General features: G+C 72.4%; 14 protein-coding genes. 7 read left to right on the top strand and 7 right to left on the bottom strand.

What is annotated here, in order from left to right:
* Positions 1-42: 42 nt before the first annotated feature.
* Positions 43-867: a phosphatase PAP2 family protein gene (locus DNK56_RS27625; protein WP_241990105.1), complete on the top strand. Its 825-nt coding sequence runs from the start codon at positions 43-45 to the stop codon at positions 865-867.
* Here DNK56_RS27625 and DNK56_RS27620 read toward each other — a convergent pair.
* On the bottom strand, positions 821-2,650 hold the full coding sequence (locus tag DNK56_RS27620; RefSeq protein ID WP_111338495.1) for a chitinase: 1,830 nt from the start codon (positions 2,648-2,650) through the stop codon (positions 821-823). The two genes, DNK56_RS27625 and DNK56_RS27620, sit on opposite strands and share 47 nt — an antisense overlap.
* A gap of 152 nt (positions 2,651-2,802) precedes the next feature.
* The gene (locus DNK56_RS27615) at positions 2,803-4,017 is read right to left on the bottom strand and encodes an IS110 family transposase (protein ID WP_111339642.1); all 1,215 of its coding nucleotides are present in this window, start codon (positions 4,015-4,017) and stop codon (positions 2,803-2,805) included.
* A 245-nt stretch (positions 4,018-4,262) separates the two neighbouring features.
* On the opposite strand from DNK56_RS27615, the gene DNK56_RS27610 reads away from it, so the two are divergent.
* Entirely contained in the window at positions 4,263-4,847 is a 585-nt protein-coding gene (locus DNK56_RS27610; RefSeq protein ID WP_111338494.1) for an NADAR family protein, read from the top strand.
* Positions 4,848-4,895: 48 nt separating this feature from the next.
* Here the strand turns inward: DNK56_RS27610 and DNK56_RS27605 are convergent, their stop codons facing one another.
* Entirely contained in the window at positions 4,896-5,849 is a 954-nt protein-coding gene (locus DNK56_RS27605; RefSeq protein ID WP_111338493.1) for a DUF4190 domain-containing protein, read from the bottom strand.
* Positions 5,850-5,972: 123 nt separating this feature from the next.
* On the opposite strand from DNK56_RS27605, the gene DNK56_RS27600 reads away from it, so the two are divergent.
* Both DNK56_RS27600 and DNK56_RS27595 read left to right on the top strand, forming a co-directional pair.
* Positions 5,973-7,007, top strand: coding sequence for an adenosine deaminase (locus tag DNK56_RS27600; protein WP_111338492.1), 1,035 nt, complete (start codon positions 5,973-5,975; stop codon positions 7,005-7,007).
* A 34-nt stretch (positions 7,008-7,041) separates the two neighbouring features.
* Entirely contained in the window at positions 7,042-7,737 is a 696-nt protein-coding gene (locus tag DNK56_RS27595) for a glycerophosphodiester phosphodiesterase (RefSeq protein WP_111338491.1), read from the top strand.
* Between the two features lie 31 nt (positions 7,738-7,768).
* On the opposite strand, the gene DNK56_RS27590 is transcribed toward DNK56_RS27595, so the two are convergent.
* Positions 7,769-8,308 carry a hypothetical protein gene (locus DNK56_RS27590; protein WP_199563605.1) on the bottom strand — a complete coding sequence of 180 codons (540 nt, stop codon included), beginning with the start codon at positions 8,306-8,308 and terminating at the stop codon, positions 7,769-7,771.
* Positions 8,309-8,424: 116 nt separating this feature from the next.
* Positions 8,425-9,864 carry a gamma-aminobutyraldehyde dehydrogenase gene (locus tag DNK56_RS27585; RefSeq protein ID WP_111339641.1) on the bottom strand — a complete coding sequence of 480 codons (1,440 nt, stop codon included), beginning with the start codon at positions 9,862-9,864 and terminating at the stop codon, positions 8,425-8,427.
* A gap of 347 nt (positions 9,865-10,211) precedes the next feature.
* Here DNK56_RS27585 and DNK56_RS27580 point away from each other — a divergent pair, with 347 nt between their 5' ends.
* The 3 genes from DNK56_RS27580 (at position 10,212) to DNK56_RS27570 (ending at position 13,529) form a co-directional block, all read left to right on the top strand.
* Positions 10,212-10,949, top strand: a complete 738-nt coding sequence (locus DNK56_RS27580; RefSeq protein ID WP_111338489.1) for an ABC transporter ATP-binding protein — start codon at positions 10,212-10,214, stop codon at positions 10,947-10,949.
* Positions 10,931-12,112, top strand: a complete 1,182-nt coding sequence (locus DNK56_RS27575; protein WP_199563606.1) for a hypothetical protein — start codon at positions 10,931-10,933, stop codon at positions 12,110-12,112. The genes DNK56_RS27580 and DNK56_RS27575 overlap by 19 nt, the downstream gene beginning before the upstream one ends.
* Before the next feature lie 178 nt (positions 12,113-12,290).
* Positions 12,291-13,529 carry an IS701 family transposase gene (locus DNK56_RS27570; RefSeq protein ID WP_111338487.1) on the top strand — a complete coding sequence of 413 codons (1,239 nt, stop codon included), beginning with the start codon at positions 12,291-12,293 and terminating at the stop codon, positions 13,527-13,529.
* Positions 13,530-13,649: 120 nt separating this feature from the next.
* On the opposite strand, the gene DNK56_RS27565 is transcribed toward DNK56_RS27570, so the two are convergent.
* Complete coding sequence (locus DNK56_RS27565; protein ID WP_111338486.1) at positions 13,650-14,669, bottom strand: ABC transporter ATP-binding protein; 1,020 nt, start codon at positions 14,667-14,669, stop codon at positions 13,650-13,652.
* A gap of 4 nt (positions 14,670-14,673) precedes the next feature.
* Positions 14,674-16,278, bottom strand: a complete 1,605-nt coding sequence (locus tag DNK56_RS27560) for an ABC transporter permease (protein ID WP_111339640.1) — start codon at positions 16,276-16,278, stop codon at positions 14,674-14,676.
* Between the last annotated feature and the right edge of the window lie 19 nt (positions 16,279-16,297).

Genomic DNA, 16,297 nt, shown 5'->3' with positions numbered 1-16,297 from the left:
CCCGCTATCGGTCCCCCGCCGCCTGACGTACGGTTTTCGCAGATGAGAGAAACACCCCGCTCGCAGGGCACTGCGGGCGAATCCGGGCCGGAGCCCTCCCGGCACCGTCCCGGACGTGCCTTCGCGCACACCGCTGGAGCCTCGCGCTCCGGAACTCCTCACCGATCGGGCGGCCGCTCGTCCCACACCCCCCGGAACGCGCGGCACACCGGTCCACTCGTCCGCTCCGGAACAACCCCCCCGGTTCCGGGGCGGACGGTTTTCCTCTTCTCTTGGGTGTCGGGCCTGGCGGCCCTCTTCGCGCTGACCACCTGGCAGGTCGCGTCGGACGGCCCGCTGCGGGCGCTGGACGAGCGGGCCGGGCGGGCGCTGACCGGTCGCGGCCCGCGATCGCTGACCGAATTCCTCGCCGATCTCGGCAATATGCAGGTCGCCCTTCCGGTACTGGGCTGTGCGCTCGGCTGGGCGCTGCTGCGCGGGCGGCGGTGGGAGCCGCTGGGCGCGGCCCTCGCGATGGCGCTGGTGCCGCTGCTGGTCGTTCCGCTCAAGGCCGCGGTCGCCCGGCCGGGACCGCTGACGGAGGCCACGGGCTACTACCCGTCCGGGCACGCGGCGACGGCCGCGGTGGCGTACGGGGCCTCGGCGCTGCTGCTGGCCGGGCGGGGGCGGCCGACGTGGATGATGCCCGTCATCGCCGTCCTGCTGACGGCGATGACGGGCATCGGTCTGGTGCTCCGCGGCTATCACTGGCCGCTGGATGTGCTGGGCAGCTGGTTCCTGTGCGGACTCCTGCTCCCGCTGCCCGGCGCCTTCGGCCGGATCAGCCGAAGTAGGAGTCGAAGTTCTTCGAGAACTCCCAGTTGTTGAAGCGGTCCCAGTTGATGGACCAGGTCATCAGGCCGCGCAGGCCGGACCAGGTGCCGTGGGTCTGGTAGGAGCCGCAGTCGGTCTTCTTGGTGAGGCAGTTGAGCGCCTTGGTGACCTCGGCGGGCGAGGTGTGGCCGTTGCCCGCCTGGGTGGAGGCCGGCAGGCCGATCGCGATCTGGTCGGGGCGCAGACCGGGGAAGATCTTGGTCTGGTCACCGGCGACCGGGAAGCCGGCCATCAGCATGTCCGTCATCGCGATGTGGAAGTCGGCGCCGCCCATCGAGTGGTACTGGTTGTCCAGGCCCATGATGGAGCCCGAGTTGTAGTCCTGGACGTGCAGCAGGGTGAGGTCGTCGCGCAGCGCGTGGATCACCGGCAGGTAGGCGCCGGCCCGCGGGTCCTGGCCGCCCCACTTGCCCGAGCCGTAGTACTGGTAGCCGAGCTGGACGAAGAAGGTCTCCGGGGCCATGGTGAGGACGAAGTCCTCGCCGTACTTGGCCTTGAGGGTCTTCACCGCGGAGATCAGGTTGACGATGACGGGCGTGGTCGGGTTCCGGAAGTCGGTGTCCCCGGTGTTCAGCGACAGCGAGTGGCCCTCGAAGTCGATGTCCAGGCCGTCGAGCCCGTACTCGTCGATGATCTTGCTCACCGAGGAGACGAACATGTCGCGGGCGGCGGTGGTGTTGAGCTGCACCTGGCCGTTCTGGCCGCCGATGGAGATCAGGACCTTCTTGCCCGCGGCCTGCTTGGCCTTGATGGCCGCCTTGAACTCCGCTTCGGTCTCCACGTTCGGGCACTCGGTGACCGGGCAGAGCTTGAAGCGGATGTCGCCCGAGGTGACGGAGGTCGGCTCGCCGAAGGCGAGGTCGATGACGTCCCAGGAGTCGGGCACGTCCGCCATGCGGGTGTAGCCGGAGCCGTTGGCGAAGCTGGCGTGCAGGTAGCCGACGAGCGCGTGGGCGGGCAGCTGGCCGCCGGTGCCGCCGTCGCCCCCGCCGCCCTCGCTCGTGGTGGCCGTGACGGCGGCCGACTTCACGGACTCGCCCGCCTCGTTGACGGCGCTGACGCGGAAGCTGTACGCGGTCGAGGCTTCGAGACCAGTCACGGTCGCCGAGGTTCCGGTGACGCTCTGGACCTTGGTGTCGCCCCGGTAGACGTTGTACCCGGTGGCCGTGGAGGAGCCGGTCCAGGACAGGGCGACCGAGGAGGAGGTCACCGAGCCGGTCTTGAGGCCGGTGGGGGCGTCGGGGATCACGACCGGGTCGCCGCCGGGGCCGATCAGGGAGAGGTCGTCCACGTAGTAGGCGGGGGTGCCGTACCAGCCGTGGGTGTAGATGGTGACCGTGTCGGTGGAGGGGCCGGTGGTGAAGGTGGTGCTGAGCTTCTGCCAGCCGGACGCGGACTGCGTCCAGGTGCGGACGTCGCTCGTGCCGGTGCCGTCGGCGCCGAGGTAGACGTAGCTGCCCTGCACCCAGGCGCTCAGGCTGTACGTGGAGCCGGGCTTGACCTTCACGGACTGGGAACACTTGGCGTTGTCGCTGCCGGCCGGGGTCGCCTTCAGCGCCGATGTCCCGCCGTGTACGGGGGTGCTGACGGCCGCTCCGCTGCCGCTGGTGCAGTTCCAGCCGGTGAGGCCGGCCTCGAAGGTGCCGTTACGGGCGAGTTCGGCGTCGGCCGCGGCGGCCGTGGGTGCCGCGGCGGCGAGACAGCCGGCGGCGAGCAGGGCCGCCGAGAAGGCGGCCACGAGTCCGGTCATGCGGGCGGGGGGTCCCGTGCGTTCCACAACGGCCTCCGTACAGGGGGGAATTGACGCGGAGAGGAATTTGATGCGGCGCGCACAACATGGTCCAGACCAATCCTGTTGTCAAGACCTCTGGCAGTGAGGGCCGCTCGAAAGGCGGGCGCGGCGGGGCCCGTTGATGCTCCTATTGGCTGTCAAGCGGCGGTGAGCCAGTCGCGGTAGGTGTTGGCGAGGTCGTCGTCTCGGCGGATTCCGCGTTCGAGGGTGGAGATCGTGGCGGGCCAGACTCCGAAGTGGCGGGCCGCTGCGGTGAGGGTGATGTTCTTCGACTGCCGAAGAGGCCGCAGGTCGGCGATGCCTGGGACGGTGACCGTGGTGGTCAGGCAGCGGAACATCTCCCGGACGATGGCCCGTTTCAGGAGCCGGATGATCTCTTTCTTGGTCCGGCCGGCGGCCGTCTGTCGTGCCACGTAGTCGCGGGTGCGGGGGTCACTGGACATGCGGACCAGGGCGATGCGGTAGAGGGCGGCGTTGGCTGCCCGGTCGCCGCCTCGTGAGAGGCGGTGCCGGTTCGTGCGGCCGCTGGAGGCGGGGACGGGTGCGGCTCCGCAGAGGGCGGCGAAGGACGCTTCGGTCCGCAGGCGTTCGGGATTGCCTCCGGCTGTGACCAGCAGCTGGGCGGCGGTGTCGGGGCCGACGCCGTAGGCGGCCCGCAGCCCGGGGTTGTGGGCGGTGACCTCACTGTCGAGGGCCCGGGTCAGGGCATGGTGTTCGGCGGTGAGTTCCTTGACGCGTCGGGCGAGGCTCTTCAGCGCGGTGAGGACCGCGACGTGGACCGCGTCCCCGGCCGGTCGCAGCCGGGCCAGGGCGTCGGTCCGGTCGGCGCCCTTGAGCTGCCCGAACCTGGCGCGGATGCTTTCGGGTGCGGTGACGAGGATGTGGGTGATCTGGTTGAGAGCGGCGGTGCGTGCCTTGACGGCTGAGCGGGCGGCGTTGTGCAGGGCGCGTATGCCGGTGACGGTGTCGTCCTTCGGCGCGCTGGAGGCCCGTCCGGACAGGGCGGCGCGGGCGGCGGCGTAGGCGTCGATGGGGTCGGACTTGCCGATGCGGCGGCGTTCTGCCCGGTCGGGCCGGTTGACCTCGACGACGTCAAGGCCCGCCGAGCGGGCGGCGCGGGTGAAGCCGGCCCCGTAGGAGGCGGTGCCTTCCACTCCGATCGCGTTCACGTGGCCGTGGGCGCCGAGGAAGGCCAGGGCCGCGGCGTATCCGGCGGCGGTGGTGGCGAACTCGGCGTCCGCGAGGTGACCGCCGTTGTCGCTGATGACCGCGACGTGAACGGTGTCGGCGTGGGAATCGACCCCGCCGAACACGACCTTGTCCGTGGTGTCGTCCGCGACCGCTGATGTCATGCTGATGCTGCCTTCCAGCCGAAGGTAGGCGCCGGCCGGGTGGCGCAGACAGGACATTGAGGGGGCTTCTGACCAAGCTCCTATCAGGTCATGTTCCGCCCGGCCGGAGCCATGAGAACGGGTCCCGGCAGCCGGACAGAACAACACGAAGACAGCCCAGCAGGGCGTCAGTCAGTGGTCGAGCCACGACCACCGGGACCTGAGTATCAGCATCAATGTCAGTGGTGGATGACAGACTCGACGGCATGGATCAGCTGGGGGAAGTACGCGATGTCGAGCAGCTCACCGCGCTGACGGCGCGCGGCGGGCGAGTGAAGTATCTGCACTTCTGGGGCCACCGTCCGCGCCCGGACGGCTCCATCGGCGCGAGCTGTCTGAGCCAGTGGTGGCCCTCGCCGTTCACGGTGGACGGCGTCGGCTACGCCTCCGCTGAGCACTGGATGATGGCCGGCAAGGCGCGGCTGTTCGGTGACGCGGAGGCGGAGGAGCTGGCCGTCGCGGCGAAGAGCCCGGCGCAGGCGAAGAAGGCGGGCCGGCTCGTCCGGGACTTCGACGACGCCGTCTGGCAGCGTGAGCGGTTCGCCCTGGTCACGGCGGGGAGTGTGCACAAGTTCCGGCAGAACGCGGAGCTGGGCGCGTTCCTGCGGGGCACCGGGGACCGGGTGCTGGTGGAGGCGAGTCCGATGGACCGGATCTGGGGCATCGGGCTCGCGGCGGACGACCCGCGTGCGCAGGACCCGGCGGCCTGGCGGGGGCTGAATCTGCTGGGGTTCGCGCTGATGGCGGCGCGCGCGGAGCTGTGGGGCGCGGCGGACGGCTCCGCGATATGAACCGGTGACCGGGGCGGCGGGAAGGTCCCCGCCGCCCCGGCCGGTCGCTCAGCCGCGCCCGAAGAGGTGGTCTCCGGGGCCGTGCTGGGGCGTTTGGACGACGAGGGAGACGGGCGCCTGCTCGTAGTACTCCTCCTCGCCCTCGTCGAAGTCCTGGTTCACGGCCCAGATGAAGAAGCCGATGAACGCCGCGCCGACGACGATGCCGACCGATCCCAGAATGATTCCGGCCAGCGCCACCCCGCCGTTGTCGGCCTCGCCCCGCCGGGCCCGGCCGCGGCCGATGATGCCGAAGATCAGGGCGAGAATGCCGAGGACGATGCCGAGCCCGTACATGCAGAAGCCGACCGTCGCGATGATGCCGAGCACCAGCGAGGCGATGCCGAGCCCGTTCGCGGGCTGTGTTCCCTGCGTTCCCCAGGGGTTCCCGTGACCGGGGTAGCCGGGGTAGCCGTACTGCGGGGGCTGCCCGGCCGGGTGGCCGTACTGCGGGTACGGGGGCGGACCCTGCGGGCCCGGGGCGCCGGGGTAGCCGTACGGCGGCGCGGCGAAGGGCCCGCCGTCCATCGGGGCGGTGGCGCCCGGATAGCCGTGCGGCCCGGCCGGCGGGACGGCCTGTCCGGGCCCGTTCGGCCCGACCGGCGGCGCGGGCACGGTGCCGGGTGCGGACCAGTCGGCGGGTCCGGGCTGCGGCGGTGCGAAGCCGGCGGGCGGGGTCGGTCCGGTGCCGATGCCGGGCATGGCGGCGACCGTCTGCTGGTCGTGCACGCCGGGCGGGGGGCCGCCGGGGTGGCCGGAATCGGCCGGTGGGCCGGCGTCGGCGGGTGCGCCGGAGCCGTCGCCCGGCGGGACGGGACCGTTGGCCGCCCCGGGCGGCTGGTCCGCAGGGGTCGGGGTCTTGGTCAGGGGTACCGCGCCTGCGTGTGGCGTCCGTCGCTCCGGCGGCGCCCACGGGTCTATCGGCGTGGCCCCGTCCACCGGCTGCTCTGCGTTGTCTGACATGGGCCTCCCCCATCGTGATGCGGTCATGCTACGACCGGGCCCGTCCTACGATGGCTCCCGTCCCCCGTCCCGGCCGTCCCGCGGGCCGGAGCCCGTATCTCTCCACGTCCACCGGAGGCCCCGATGACCGACCTGCACCCCTTCATCGCGGGGCTGCCCAAGGCCGAGCTCCATGTCCACCACGTCGGCTCGGCCTCGCCCCGCATCGTCGCCGAGCTGGCCGCGCACCACCCCGACTCCAAGGTGCCCACGGACCCGGAGGCGCTGGCCGACTACTTCACGTTCACCGACTTCGCCCACTTCATCGACGTCTACCTCTCGGTCGTGGACCTGATCCGCACCCCGGAGGACGTCCGGCTGCTGACGTACGAGGTCGCCCGTGACATGGCCCGGCAGAACATCCGGTACGCGGAGCTGACTGTCACCCCGTTCTCCTCGACCCGGCGCGGCATTCCGGAGCAGGGCTTCATGGAGGCCATCGAGGACGCCCGCAAGGCCGCCGAGCGGGAACTCGGCGTCGTGCTGCGCTGGTGCTTCGACATTCCGGGCGAGGCGGGGCTGCGGTCCGCCGAGGAGACCGCCAGGCTCGCCGTGGACCTGCGGCCCGAGGGGCTGGTCTCGTTCGGGCTGGGCGGGCCCGAGATCGGGGTGGACCGCCCGCAGTTCAAGCCGTACTTCGACCGGGCGATCGCCGAGGGCCTGCACTCGGTGCCGCACGCCGGGGAGACGACGGGCCCGCAGACCATCTGGGACGCGCTCACCGCGCTGCGCGCCGAGCGCATCGGCCACGGCACCAGCGCGGTGGCCGACCCGAAGCTGCTGGAGCACCTGGCCGAGCGGCGCATCGCCCTGGAGGTCTGCCCCACGTCCAACATCGCGACGCGGGCGGTGAAGGACATCGAGCGGCACCCGGTCCGGGAGATGGTCCGGGCCGGGGTGCTGGTCACGATCAACAGCGACGACCCGCCCATGTTCGGCACCGACCTCAACAACGAGTACGCCGTGGCCGCCCGCATCCTGGAGCTCGACGAGCGGGGCCTGGCGGCGCTGGCGAAGAACGCCGTGGAGGCGTCCTTCCTGGACGCGGCCGGCAAGCGCGCGCTGGCCGCCGAGATCGACACGTACACCGCCGGCTGGCCGGCGGGCGCCGGGCGGTAGCGGCCGGGTGGTGATCGGCGGGGACAATGGGTCCATGCCCACGTCTGTCACCGCCGTCGCCCATCGCGGCGATCCGTACCGTGCCCGTGAGAACACCCTGCCCTCGATCCGCTCGGCGCTCGAACGGGGGGCGGACGCGGTGGAGATCGACGTCCGGGTCACCCGTGACGGGGTGCCGGTGCTGCTGCACGACGCGACGCTGGAGCGGCTGTGGGACCGGGACGTGCGCCTCGACCGGATCGGCCACCGGGAGCTGACCGAGCTGACGGGGGGCGGGGTGCCGACGCTGCGGGAGGCCCTGCTCGCCGCCGGGTCGCACCGCGTGATGGTCGATCTGCCGGGCGCCACGCGGGATTCGGTGCGGCGGATCGTGGGCGTGGTGCGGGAGTGCGGGGCGGGTGAGCGGGTCTACTACTGCGCCGGTCCCGAGGCGATGCTGCGGGTGCGGGAGGCGGACCCGTCGGCCGAGATCGCGATGACGTGGACGACGCTCGCGCCGCCGCGTACGACGCTGCTCGACGCGGTCCGGCCGCGCTGGCTGAACTACCGGTTCGGGCTGGTCAGCCGGGAGCTGACGGAGCGCAATCACCGGGACGGGCTGCTGGTGGCGGCCTGGACCGCGGACACCGGCCGGACGATGCGCCGGCTGATCCGGCACGGTGTGGACTCCGTCACCACCAACCGGATCGATGTGCTCCGCACCTTGATCGACCGTCATGGAGGCCGGTGACCCCGGCCGTCCGTGACGGGTTGACGGCCGGTCAGGCGGCCGCGGGCTCCGGCGCCGGCTCCCGGTCGGCGGTTTCCAGGGCTTCGAGGCGCTTGATCTTGCGGCGCACGATCAGCAGCGGGATCACGCCGAAGACGCCGAACGACATGTCGATGACGGTCCACCAGAAGGGGATGTCGCGGATCGGGCCGCAGATCAGCGCGAGCGGGATGATTCCGGCGCAGGCGATCATGCCGAACTCGATCACCCAGATGTTGCGGACGGGGTCGCGGAAGGGCCCGTAGAAGGCGACCGCGATGACCAGGTGGGCGAAGGCCAGCCAGTCGGTGCCGTACAGCACGAAGGGATACCGGGCGTCGGCCTCGTCGAGGCCGGTGCGGACGCGGGTGATCCACTCCAGCAGGCCGGGGAAGTGCTCGGGGACGGGAGAGGCCGAGGAGGTGAGGAGATCCTCGGTCCACCGCAGTTCGTGGACGAGCGGGAAGGCGGTCAGCCCGCTCAGAACCAGACAGACGATGAAGACGACCAGCCACACGCGTATACGCCGTCGCAAGGCGATTCGCTCGCTCATATCCGCAGCGTACGCCCGTGTTCACCGCCTCTTCACGGCGCCCCCGCCGGGTCCGGACACGCCACGGCCCCGTGCGAACAGGCCGGTTCGCACAGGGCCGTTGGGGCGGGTGGCGCTCAGCCCTCGATGGACGTCATCACGTGCTTGATGCGCGTGTAGTCCTCGAAGCCGTAGGCCGACAGGTCCTTGCCGTAACCGGACTTCTTGAAACCGCCGTGCGGCATCTCGGCGACCAGCGGGATGTGGGTGTTGATCCAGACGCAGCCGAAGTCGAGGTTCTTCGACATCCGCATGGCGCGGGCGTGGTCCTTGGTCCACACCGAGGAGGCGAGGGCGTACTCGACGCCGTTGGCCCATTCCACGGCCTGGGCCTCGTCGCGGAACGACTGGACGGTGATGACGGGTCCGAAGACCTCGTGCTGGATGATCTCGTCGTCCTGCTTGAGGCCGGAGACGACGGTCGGGGCGTAGAAGTAGCCCTTGTCGCCGACCCGGTGGCCGCCGGCCTCGACCCGCGCGTGGGCGGGAAGGCGCTCGATGAAGCCGCTGACCTGGGCCAGCTGGTTGGCGTTGTTGAGCGGGCCGTAGAGCACGTCCTCGTCGTCCGGGCTGCCGGTCCTGGTCTCGGCGGCGGCCTTGGCGAGCGCGGCGACGAACTCGTCGTGGATCGACTCGTGGACCAGGACGCGGGTGGCCGCGGTGCAGTCCTGGCCGGCGTTGAAGTAGCCGGCGACCGCGATGTCCTCGACGGCCTTGGCGAGGTCGGTGTCCTCGAAGACGACGACGGGCGCCTTGCCGCCCAGCTCCAGGTGGACCCGCTTGACGTCCTTGGCGGCCGATTCGGCGACCTGCATGCCGGCCCGTACCGAACCGGTGATGGAGGCCATCGCCGGGGTGCGGTGCTCGACCATCGCGCGGCCGGTGTCGCGGTCGCCGCAGATGACGTTGAAGACGCCCTTGGGCAGGATCTGCCCGATGATCTCGGCGATCAGCACGGTGGACGCCGGAGTGGTGTCGGACGGCTTGATGACGACGGTGTTGCCCGCGGCGAGCGCCGGGGCGAACTTCCAGACGGCCATCATCATCGGGTAGTTCCACGGCGCGACCTGCGCGCAGACGCCGACCGGCTCACGGCGCACGATGGAGGTCAGCCCCTCCATGTACTCACCGGCCGAACGCCCCTCCAGGAGCCGGGCGGCGCCCGCGAAGAAGCGGATCTGGTCCACCATCGGCGGGATCTCTTCGGTGCGGGTCAGCGCGATCGGCTTGCCGGTGTTCTCGGACTCGGCGGCGATGAGGTCCTCGGCCCGTTCCTCGAAGGCGTCGGCGATCTTGAGCAGGGCGCGCTGGCGCTCGGCCGGTGTGGTGTCGCGCCAGGCGGGGAACGCGGCCGCGGCGGCGGCCATCGCGGCGTCGACGTCGGCGGGGCCGGAGAGCGGCGAGGTCGCGTAGACCTCCTCGGTCACCGGGTTGACGACGTCGATCGTCCGCCCGTCGGCGGCGTCCCGGAACTCCCCGTTGATGTAGTTGCGCAGACGGCGTACCTCGGCGGTCACGGCCACCCCTCCTGATGTGAGTCCAATGGGTGAGACGACCAGCGTAGTCGGGAGCCCGCGTTCCGCGAGGGGCGAGGTCACATATGAACAGCGGAGCGATCGTTCGAGCGGTTGAACGACCGATTCCGCCTTGACCTGCTCTTGACCGTTCCGCCGCGCGACCCCGCCGGTCATCTCATACGACCGGCGCAGTTCGGATGCGGCCGATCGAGTGGGAGGGGCGGACCGGGGCCGCGTGCTGTCCGCTCACCGCGATCCGAATCCCTACGGTGCCGAGTGACCGATCGGCCCCCTCTTCGTTCCCCCGTACGGGGGACGGGAATCTGATCTGAACCGAGGTGTACGCCATGGTGGCCCCGCCGGACAACGATGTGATCTGGGCGCGTTCCCTGCAGCACTCCCACAACGGCTCCCCCGCGCTCGCCGGGGTCTCCCTGGGCATCCCCGAAGGCGAGATCCTCGCGGTGACCGGCCCGCGCGGCAGCGGCAAGACGACGCTGCTGCACTGCCTCTCCGGCCAGCTGGTGCCCGAGCGGGGCGAGGTCTGGTTCAACAGCGTCCCCGTGCACACCATGGGCCCGCGGCTGCGCGAGCGGCTGCGCCGCGACAAGTTCGGCTGGATCGCCCCCGAACCCCAGCTCGTCCCGGAGCTGAACACCTGGGAGAACACCGCGCTCCCCCTGCTGCTGCGCGGCGCCTCGCACCGCGAGGCCAGGCAGACCGCCATGGAGTGGCTGGAGCGCCTGGACATCGGCATGTGCGCCAAGAAGCGCCCGCACACCCTCCAGCAGAGCCAGCGGCAGCGGATCTCCGTGGCCCGCGCGCTGGCCGCCGGCCCCTCGGTGATCTTCGCCGACGAGCCCACCGCGACGCTGCACCGCACCGACCGCTCCCACGTCCTGCGGACCCTGACCAGCGCCGCCCGCTCGCACGGCATCACGGTCGTCCTCGCCACGCACGACGCGGAGATCGCCGCACTCGCCGACCGTGTGGTGCCGATGCTCGACGGGCGCCGCGTCTCCACGGTCGCGCTCCCCGCCGAATCCGACCCGGAGGGGCGCGCGGCGTGCTCGCTCTCCGTCTAGCCCGCGGTTCCCATCCACTGGTCCTGATGCGGCGGCTGCTGGTCGCGGCCGCCTCCGCCGGGGTCGGCTTCCTCCTCCTGTGCGCCCTCGGATACGCCGCCGGGCATCCGCGCTCGGCCGGCTCGGTGCTCCGGCTGCTCTGGTGCTTCGTCCCGCTGGCCGCCACCGTGCAGTTCGCCGTCGCGGTGGCCCGTACGGACCCGAGCACCCGGCCGCGTACCGGGCTGTCCGCCGTGGGCCTGGGCCCGGTGCGGCTGAGCGTGCTCGCCGCCGTCTCCACCGCCGTCTCGTGCACCCTCGGCTCCGTGGTGGCGCTGCTGTTCTTCCTCCATCTGCGCGGCGACCTGTCCGGGCTGCCGTTCGACGGTGCCGCCGCCGACCTGCTCGGCGCGGACGCCCGGCTTCCGGCCGCCGCCGTGCTCCTCCTGCTGGCCCTGGTGCCGGTGGCCGCCGCGACGGCCAGCGCGCTGGCGCTGCGCAACCGGCCCGTACGGGCGGCGCGCGAGACGGACGACGCCGGTGACCCGGTGCCCGGCGCCGAAGCCGCCGCCCCCGCCGCCCCGCCGGCCGGGCTCCCCTGGGGCGTGGCCCTCACGGCCGCCGGGCTCGCCGTCGAGGCGTACGCGAGCCGGGGCACGGGCGGCAGTCCCTTCCCGCTGCCCGGCAAGCTCGACGCCACCCCGGCCTGGGTGCTCGCCGGCTGGACGCTCACGGCGATCGGCCTGGCCATGGCGGGCCCCGGCCTGACCCATCTGTGCGGCCGGCTGCTCCAGGCGGCGCGCCCCGGCGCGGTGCGGCTGCTGGCCGGCCGGGTCCTGATGGACGAGGCGCGGCGCATCGGCCGCCCGCTCGGCATCGTCTGCGCGGTCCTCTCCGCGGTGATCGCCGCGTTCGCGCTGTACGGGACGGGGCCGCGCCCGTTCGGCCCGCTCACCGCGCTCGGGGCCGTGCTCGTCATCGGCTGCACCACGGCGACCCTGCTGACCTCGGCCCTGGAGGCCCGGCAGGCCCGCGCCGAGACGGCCAGGGCGCTGCTGCGGCTCGGGGCACCGGCCTCGGCGCTGCGCGCGGCGACCGCGTTGCGCGCGCTGGCGCTGTTGCTCGTCTTCGCGCCGCTCACCTGGGCGATCGCGGAGCTGGCCGCGCTGCCGCTGACCCCCTGAACCCCGCGGTGCGCGCTCCCCGGACCGGTCGGGCCCGCCGCCCGGCCGGACCGCGGCGCCCGTCAGCGCGGCGAGAGTGCGTGCCAGGCGTCGCGGGCCCGCGAAGATCCGCCGGACAGCCCCTAGTAGTGCTTCGTTAGGTCGGGTGATCTTTCCTGGTGGTGGGCATCTTCTCGTTATGAGGCTGGGGGAGGTGGAACGGCTCCGGGGCGAGTTGTCGGAGTTCGTTGCCGATGTGTTCGGGTCGTTGCCGCGGCGGGATCAGCGGCGATGGGGCGGGTGTTATCTGCGCGGTTTGATGCTGGACGGCCGGCGCAAGTCGATCCAGCCGATGGCCGAACGGCTGCCGGACGGGAACATGCAGGCCCTGCAGCAGTTCGTGAACCAGTCGCCTTGGGATCCGTCGCCGGTGCGGCGGCGGATCGCCGAGCGGCTGAGCGCGGCGATCCGCCCGGAGGTGTGGGTGATCGACGACGTGTCGTTCCCCAAGTGCGGCACCGCTTCGGCCGGGGTGGCCCGGCAGTACTGCGGAGCGCTGGGGAAACGGGCGAACTGCCAGGTCGCGGTCAGTGTCCATGCCGCCACCGACACCGCCTCGTGCCCGCTGGAATGGCAGCTGTATCTGCCGCGGGAGTGGACGGACGAGCCCGCCCGCTGCCGCCGGGCCGGGGTGCCGGACGAAGCCGTTGTTCATCGGGAGAAGTGGCGCCTGGCTCTCGGCCTGCTGGACACGCTCGCCGACTGGAAGCTGGAGGCGCCGGTGCTGGTCGCCGACGCGGGCTACGGAGTCAGCACCCCGTTCCGGATCGGCCTGGAAGAACGCGGGCTGTCCTATGTCCTGGCGTTGACCGGCAAGGAAGTCGCCCATGCCGAAGGAGCCGAGCCGCACCGGCCCGTCTATAGCGGGCTCGGGCCGCCGACCCTGCCCCGCTACCGCACCCCGCCCCGAGCCGTTGGTGTCCTGGCGGCGGAAACCGGTGCGGAGCGGTTCGCCGAGGTCACCTGGCGGCAGGGCAGCAAAGACGCGATGACCTCGCGGTTTACCGTCCTGACCGTCCGGCCCGCGGGCAAGCAGTCCCTGGCCGCGGCCCAGAACGCGGGCGGCGGCCGTAACCGGTGGGACGGTGTCCTGCCCGGCCGGACCCTCCTGGTCGAGTGGCCTGACGGGCAGGACGCGCCGACGGGCTACTGGATCTCGAACCTGCCCGCCACCACCCCGGCCGAGGAACTCGTCAAGTGGGCGAAGATGCGCTGGCGCATCGAACACGACTACCGCGAACTCAAGCACGGCCTGGGCCTCGACCACTTCGAAGGCCGCACCTGGCGCGGCTGGCACCACCACGTCACCCTCGTCACCGCCGCCCAGGCCTTCCTCACCCTGCGACGGCTCCACCCAAAAGTCCACACGCCGGCCTGACCCTCTACCAGGTCCTCGACGCCCTCCAGGACCTGCTGCAGTGCTGGACCGGCATGTGCAACACCTGCGGCCGCCCCCTGTCCCGCAACAGAACCAGACGAAGAACCTAACGAAGCACTACTAGGCCGGCAGGACCACGCTCTCCGATGCCTCGAAGGTGACCCCGACCCGCTCCCCCACGCGGGGCGTCCCGCGCAGCGAGCACTCCGCGTCCAGCAGCGGACCGCGCTCCGGGCGCAGGGCCACCGCCACATGGCTGCCCCGGAAGGTGCGCGCCTCCACGACGCAGCGCAGCCCCTTCTCCGGCCCGCCGATCCGGACCCCGGCCGGCCGCACCAGCAGATCGCACGCGCCCTGCGGTGATCCGGCGGGCACCGGCACCTCGCCCCACTCCGTGTCCGCCGACTCCCCCTCGACGGTCGCGCCGATCACGTTGTCGAAGCCCAGGAACCGCGCCACGAAGGCGGACGCGGGGTGCTGCCACACCTCCAGCGGGGTGCCCGCCTGGGCGACCCGGCCGTCCCGCATCACGACCACCCGGTCGGCCAGCGCGAACGCCTCGCCCTGGTCGTGGGTGACGGCGAGCACGGTGGTGCCGAGCCGGCCGAAGAGGTCGCGCAGTTCGACGACGAGCCGTTCGCGCAGGCTGCGGTCGAGCTGGCCCAGGGGCTCGTCGAGCATCAGCAGCCGGGGCCGGGGGGCGAGGGCGCGGGCGAGGGCGACGCGCTGCTGCTCGCCGCCGGAGAGCGCGCCGACGGCCCGGCGGGCGGCGCCGGGGAGGCCCACGAGGTCCAGGAGTTCGGCGACCCGGCGCTCCTGTTCGGCCCGGCCGACCCCGTGCATCCGCAGCCCGAAGGCGACGTTGGCGCCGACGTCCCGGTGCGGGAAGAGCTGGTGGTCCTGGAACATCAGGCCCAGGCCGCGGCGGTGCACGGGGATGCCGGACTGGTCGGCGCCGTCGAGCAGCACCCGGCCGCCGTCCGCCTCCTGGAGGCCGGCGACCAGGCGCAGCAGGGTGGACTTGCCGCTGCCGCTGGGGCCGAGCACGCACACGGTCTCGTGGTCGGCGACCTCCAGGTCCACGCCGTCGAGCGCGGCCCGGTCGCCGAAGCGGACGGTGGCCGATTCGAGCGTCAGCATCGTGTCAGAACTCCCCGGATCGGTCGGTGCGGATGCGTTCGAGGAGCAGCAGCGACACCGCGCACACGAGCATCAGGACGGTACTGAGGGCCATCGCCTGGCCGTAGTTCAGCTCGCCGGAACGGCCGAGGAGCCGGGCCACGGCCACCGGCAGCGTCGGGTTGTCGGGCCGGGCGATGAACACGGTCGCGCCGAACTCCCCCAGCGACACGGCGAACGCGAACCCGGCGGCGACCAGCAGCGCCCGCCGTACCAGCGGGAAGTCCACCTCGCGCCAGGCCCGCAGCGGCGAGGCGCCTAGCACCGCCGCCGCCTCGCGCAGCCGGGCGTCCACCGCTCTCAGGACCGGCAGCATGGTCCGTACCACGAACGGCACGCCGACGAGGGCCTGGGCGAGCGGCACCAGAATCCAGGAGGTCCGCAGGTCCAGCGGCGGCTTGTCCAGGGTGATCAGGAAGCCGAAGCCGACCGTCACGGCGGAGACCCCGAGCGGCAGCATCAGCAGCGCGTCGAAGCCCCGGACGAGCCGGCCGGCCCGGCGGGTGAGCGCGGCGGCGGCGAGGCCCCCGACGACGAGAGCGATCAGGGTCGCGACCAGGGCGTAGCGCAGCGAGTTCCCGATGGCCTCGATGGGCGCGACCAGGAACGTACCGCTGTTGGCCTCCGCCGAGGTGAGCGCGCGGTAGTAGGCGAGGCCGGTGCCGCCGAACGAGCGCCGCACCAGCACGGCGAGCGGCAGCAGGATCAGCAGCGCCACGCTGAGCAGCACCCCGGCCAGCAGCGTCCACTGCCCCGCGCCACGCGGTCTGCGCGCCGTGTGCGCCGGGTCCACCAGCTTCAGCGCGCGCTCCCTGCGGCGCACGGTCCAGGCGTGCAGGGCGAGGATCGTGCCGACCGCGGCGAACTGGGTGAGGGTGAGCACGGCGGCCGTGGGCAGGGCGAGCAACTGCGCGGTCTGCCGGTAGATCTCCACCTCCAGCGTGGAGAAGCCGGGCCCACCGAGGATCTGCACGACCCCGAAGGAGGTGAAGGTGAAGAGGAAGACCATCAGCGCGGCGGCGGCCACGGCCGGGGCGAGGGCGGGCAGCGTGACGCGCCGCCAGGCGGTGAACCGGCCCGCGCCCAGCACCCGGGCGGCCTCCTCCTGGCGCGGGTCGAGCTGCGCCCAGAGTCCGCCGACGGTGCGGATCACGACCGCGTAGTTGAAGAAGACGTGGGCCAGCAGGATCGCCCACACGGTGGTGTCCAGGCGTACGCCCCACAGCTCGTCGAGCAGCCCGCCGCGTCCGAGCAGCGCCAGGAAGGCGGTGCCCACGACGACGGTCGGCAGCACGAACGGCACCGTGACGACGGCGCGCAGCACCTGCTTGCCGGGGAAGTCGAACCGGGCGAAGACATAGGCGCCGGGCAGCGCGACGAGCAGGGTGAGCGCGGTCGAGGCGAGTGCCTGCCAGAGGGTGAACCAGAGGACGTCGCGGATCTCCGGCCGGGCCAGCACCTCGCCGAACCGGCCGAACTGCCAGACGCCGTCCGCCTTGAGCCCCCGGCCGACGATCGCGGCGACCGGGTAGGCGAAGAACACGGCGAAGAACGCGACGGGCACGGCCATCAGGCCGAGCCGCACCGCG

The organism is Streptomyces sp. AC1-42W, assembly GCF_003248355.1.
GTDB lineage: Bacteria > Actinomycetota > Actinomycetes > Streptomycetales > Streptomycetaceae > Streptomyces.
This window is presented reverse-complemented; position numbering and strand designations above follow the sequence as displayed.

What these genes read in the sequence shown, in the direction of transcription:
- DNK56_RS27595 (WP_111338491.1), top strand. Translation starts at nt 7,042, where the DNA reads ATGCCCACGTCTGTCACCGCCGTCGCCCATCGCGGCGATCCGTACCGT.
- DNK56_RS27580 (WP_111338489.1), top strand. Translation starts at nt 10,212, where the DNA reads ATGGTGGCCCCGCCGGACAACGATGTGATCTGGGCGCGTTCCCTGCAG.
- DNK56_RS27605 (WP_111338493.1), bottom strand. Translation starts at nt 5,849, where the DNA reads ATGTCAGACAACGCAGAGCAGCCGGTGGACGGGGCCACGCCGATAGAC.
- DNK56_RS27615 (WP_111339642.1), bottom strand. Translation starts at nt 4,017, where the DNA reads ATGACATCAGCGGTCGCGGACGACACCACGGACAAGGTCGTGTTCGGC.
- DNK56_RS27590 (WP_199563605.1), bottom strand. Translation starts at nt 8,308, where the DNA reads ATGAGCGAGCGAATCGCCTTGCGACGGCGTATACGCGTGTGGCTGGTC.
- DNK56_RS27625 (WP_241990105.1), top strand. Translation starts at nt 43, where the DNA reads ATGAGAGAAACACCCCGCTCGCAGGGCACTGCGGGCGAATCCGGGCCG.
- DNK56_RS27600 (WP_111338492.1), top strand. Translation starts at nt 5,973, where the DNA reads ATGACCGACCTGCACCCCTTCATCGCGGGGCTGCCCAAGGCCGAGCTC.
- DNK56_RS27570 (WP_111338487.1), top strand. Translation starts at nt 12,291, where the DNA reads ATGAGGCTGGGGGAGGTGGAACGGCTCCGGGGCGAGTTGTCGGAGTTC.
- DNK56_RS27565 (WP_111338486.1), bottom strand. Translation starts at nt 14,669, where the DNA reads ATGCTGACGCTCGAATCGGCCACCGTCCGCTTCGGCGACCGGGCCGCG.
- DNK56_RS27560 (WP_111339640.1), bottom strand. Translation starts at nt 16,278, where the DNA reads ATGGCCGTGCCCGTCGCGTTCTTCGCCGTGTTCTTCGCCTACCCGGTC.
- DNK56_RS27610 (WP_111338494.1), top strand. Translation starts at nt 4,263, where the DNA reads ATGGATCAGCTGGGGGAAGTACGCGATGTCGAGCAGCTCACCGCGCTG.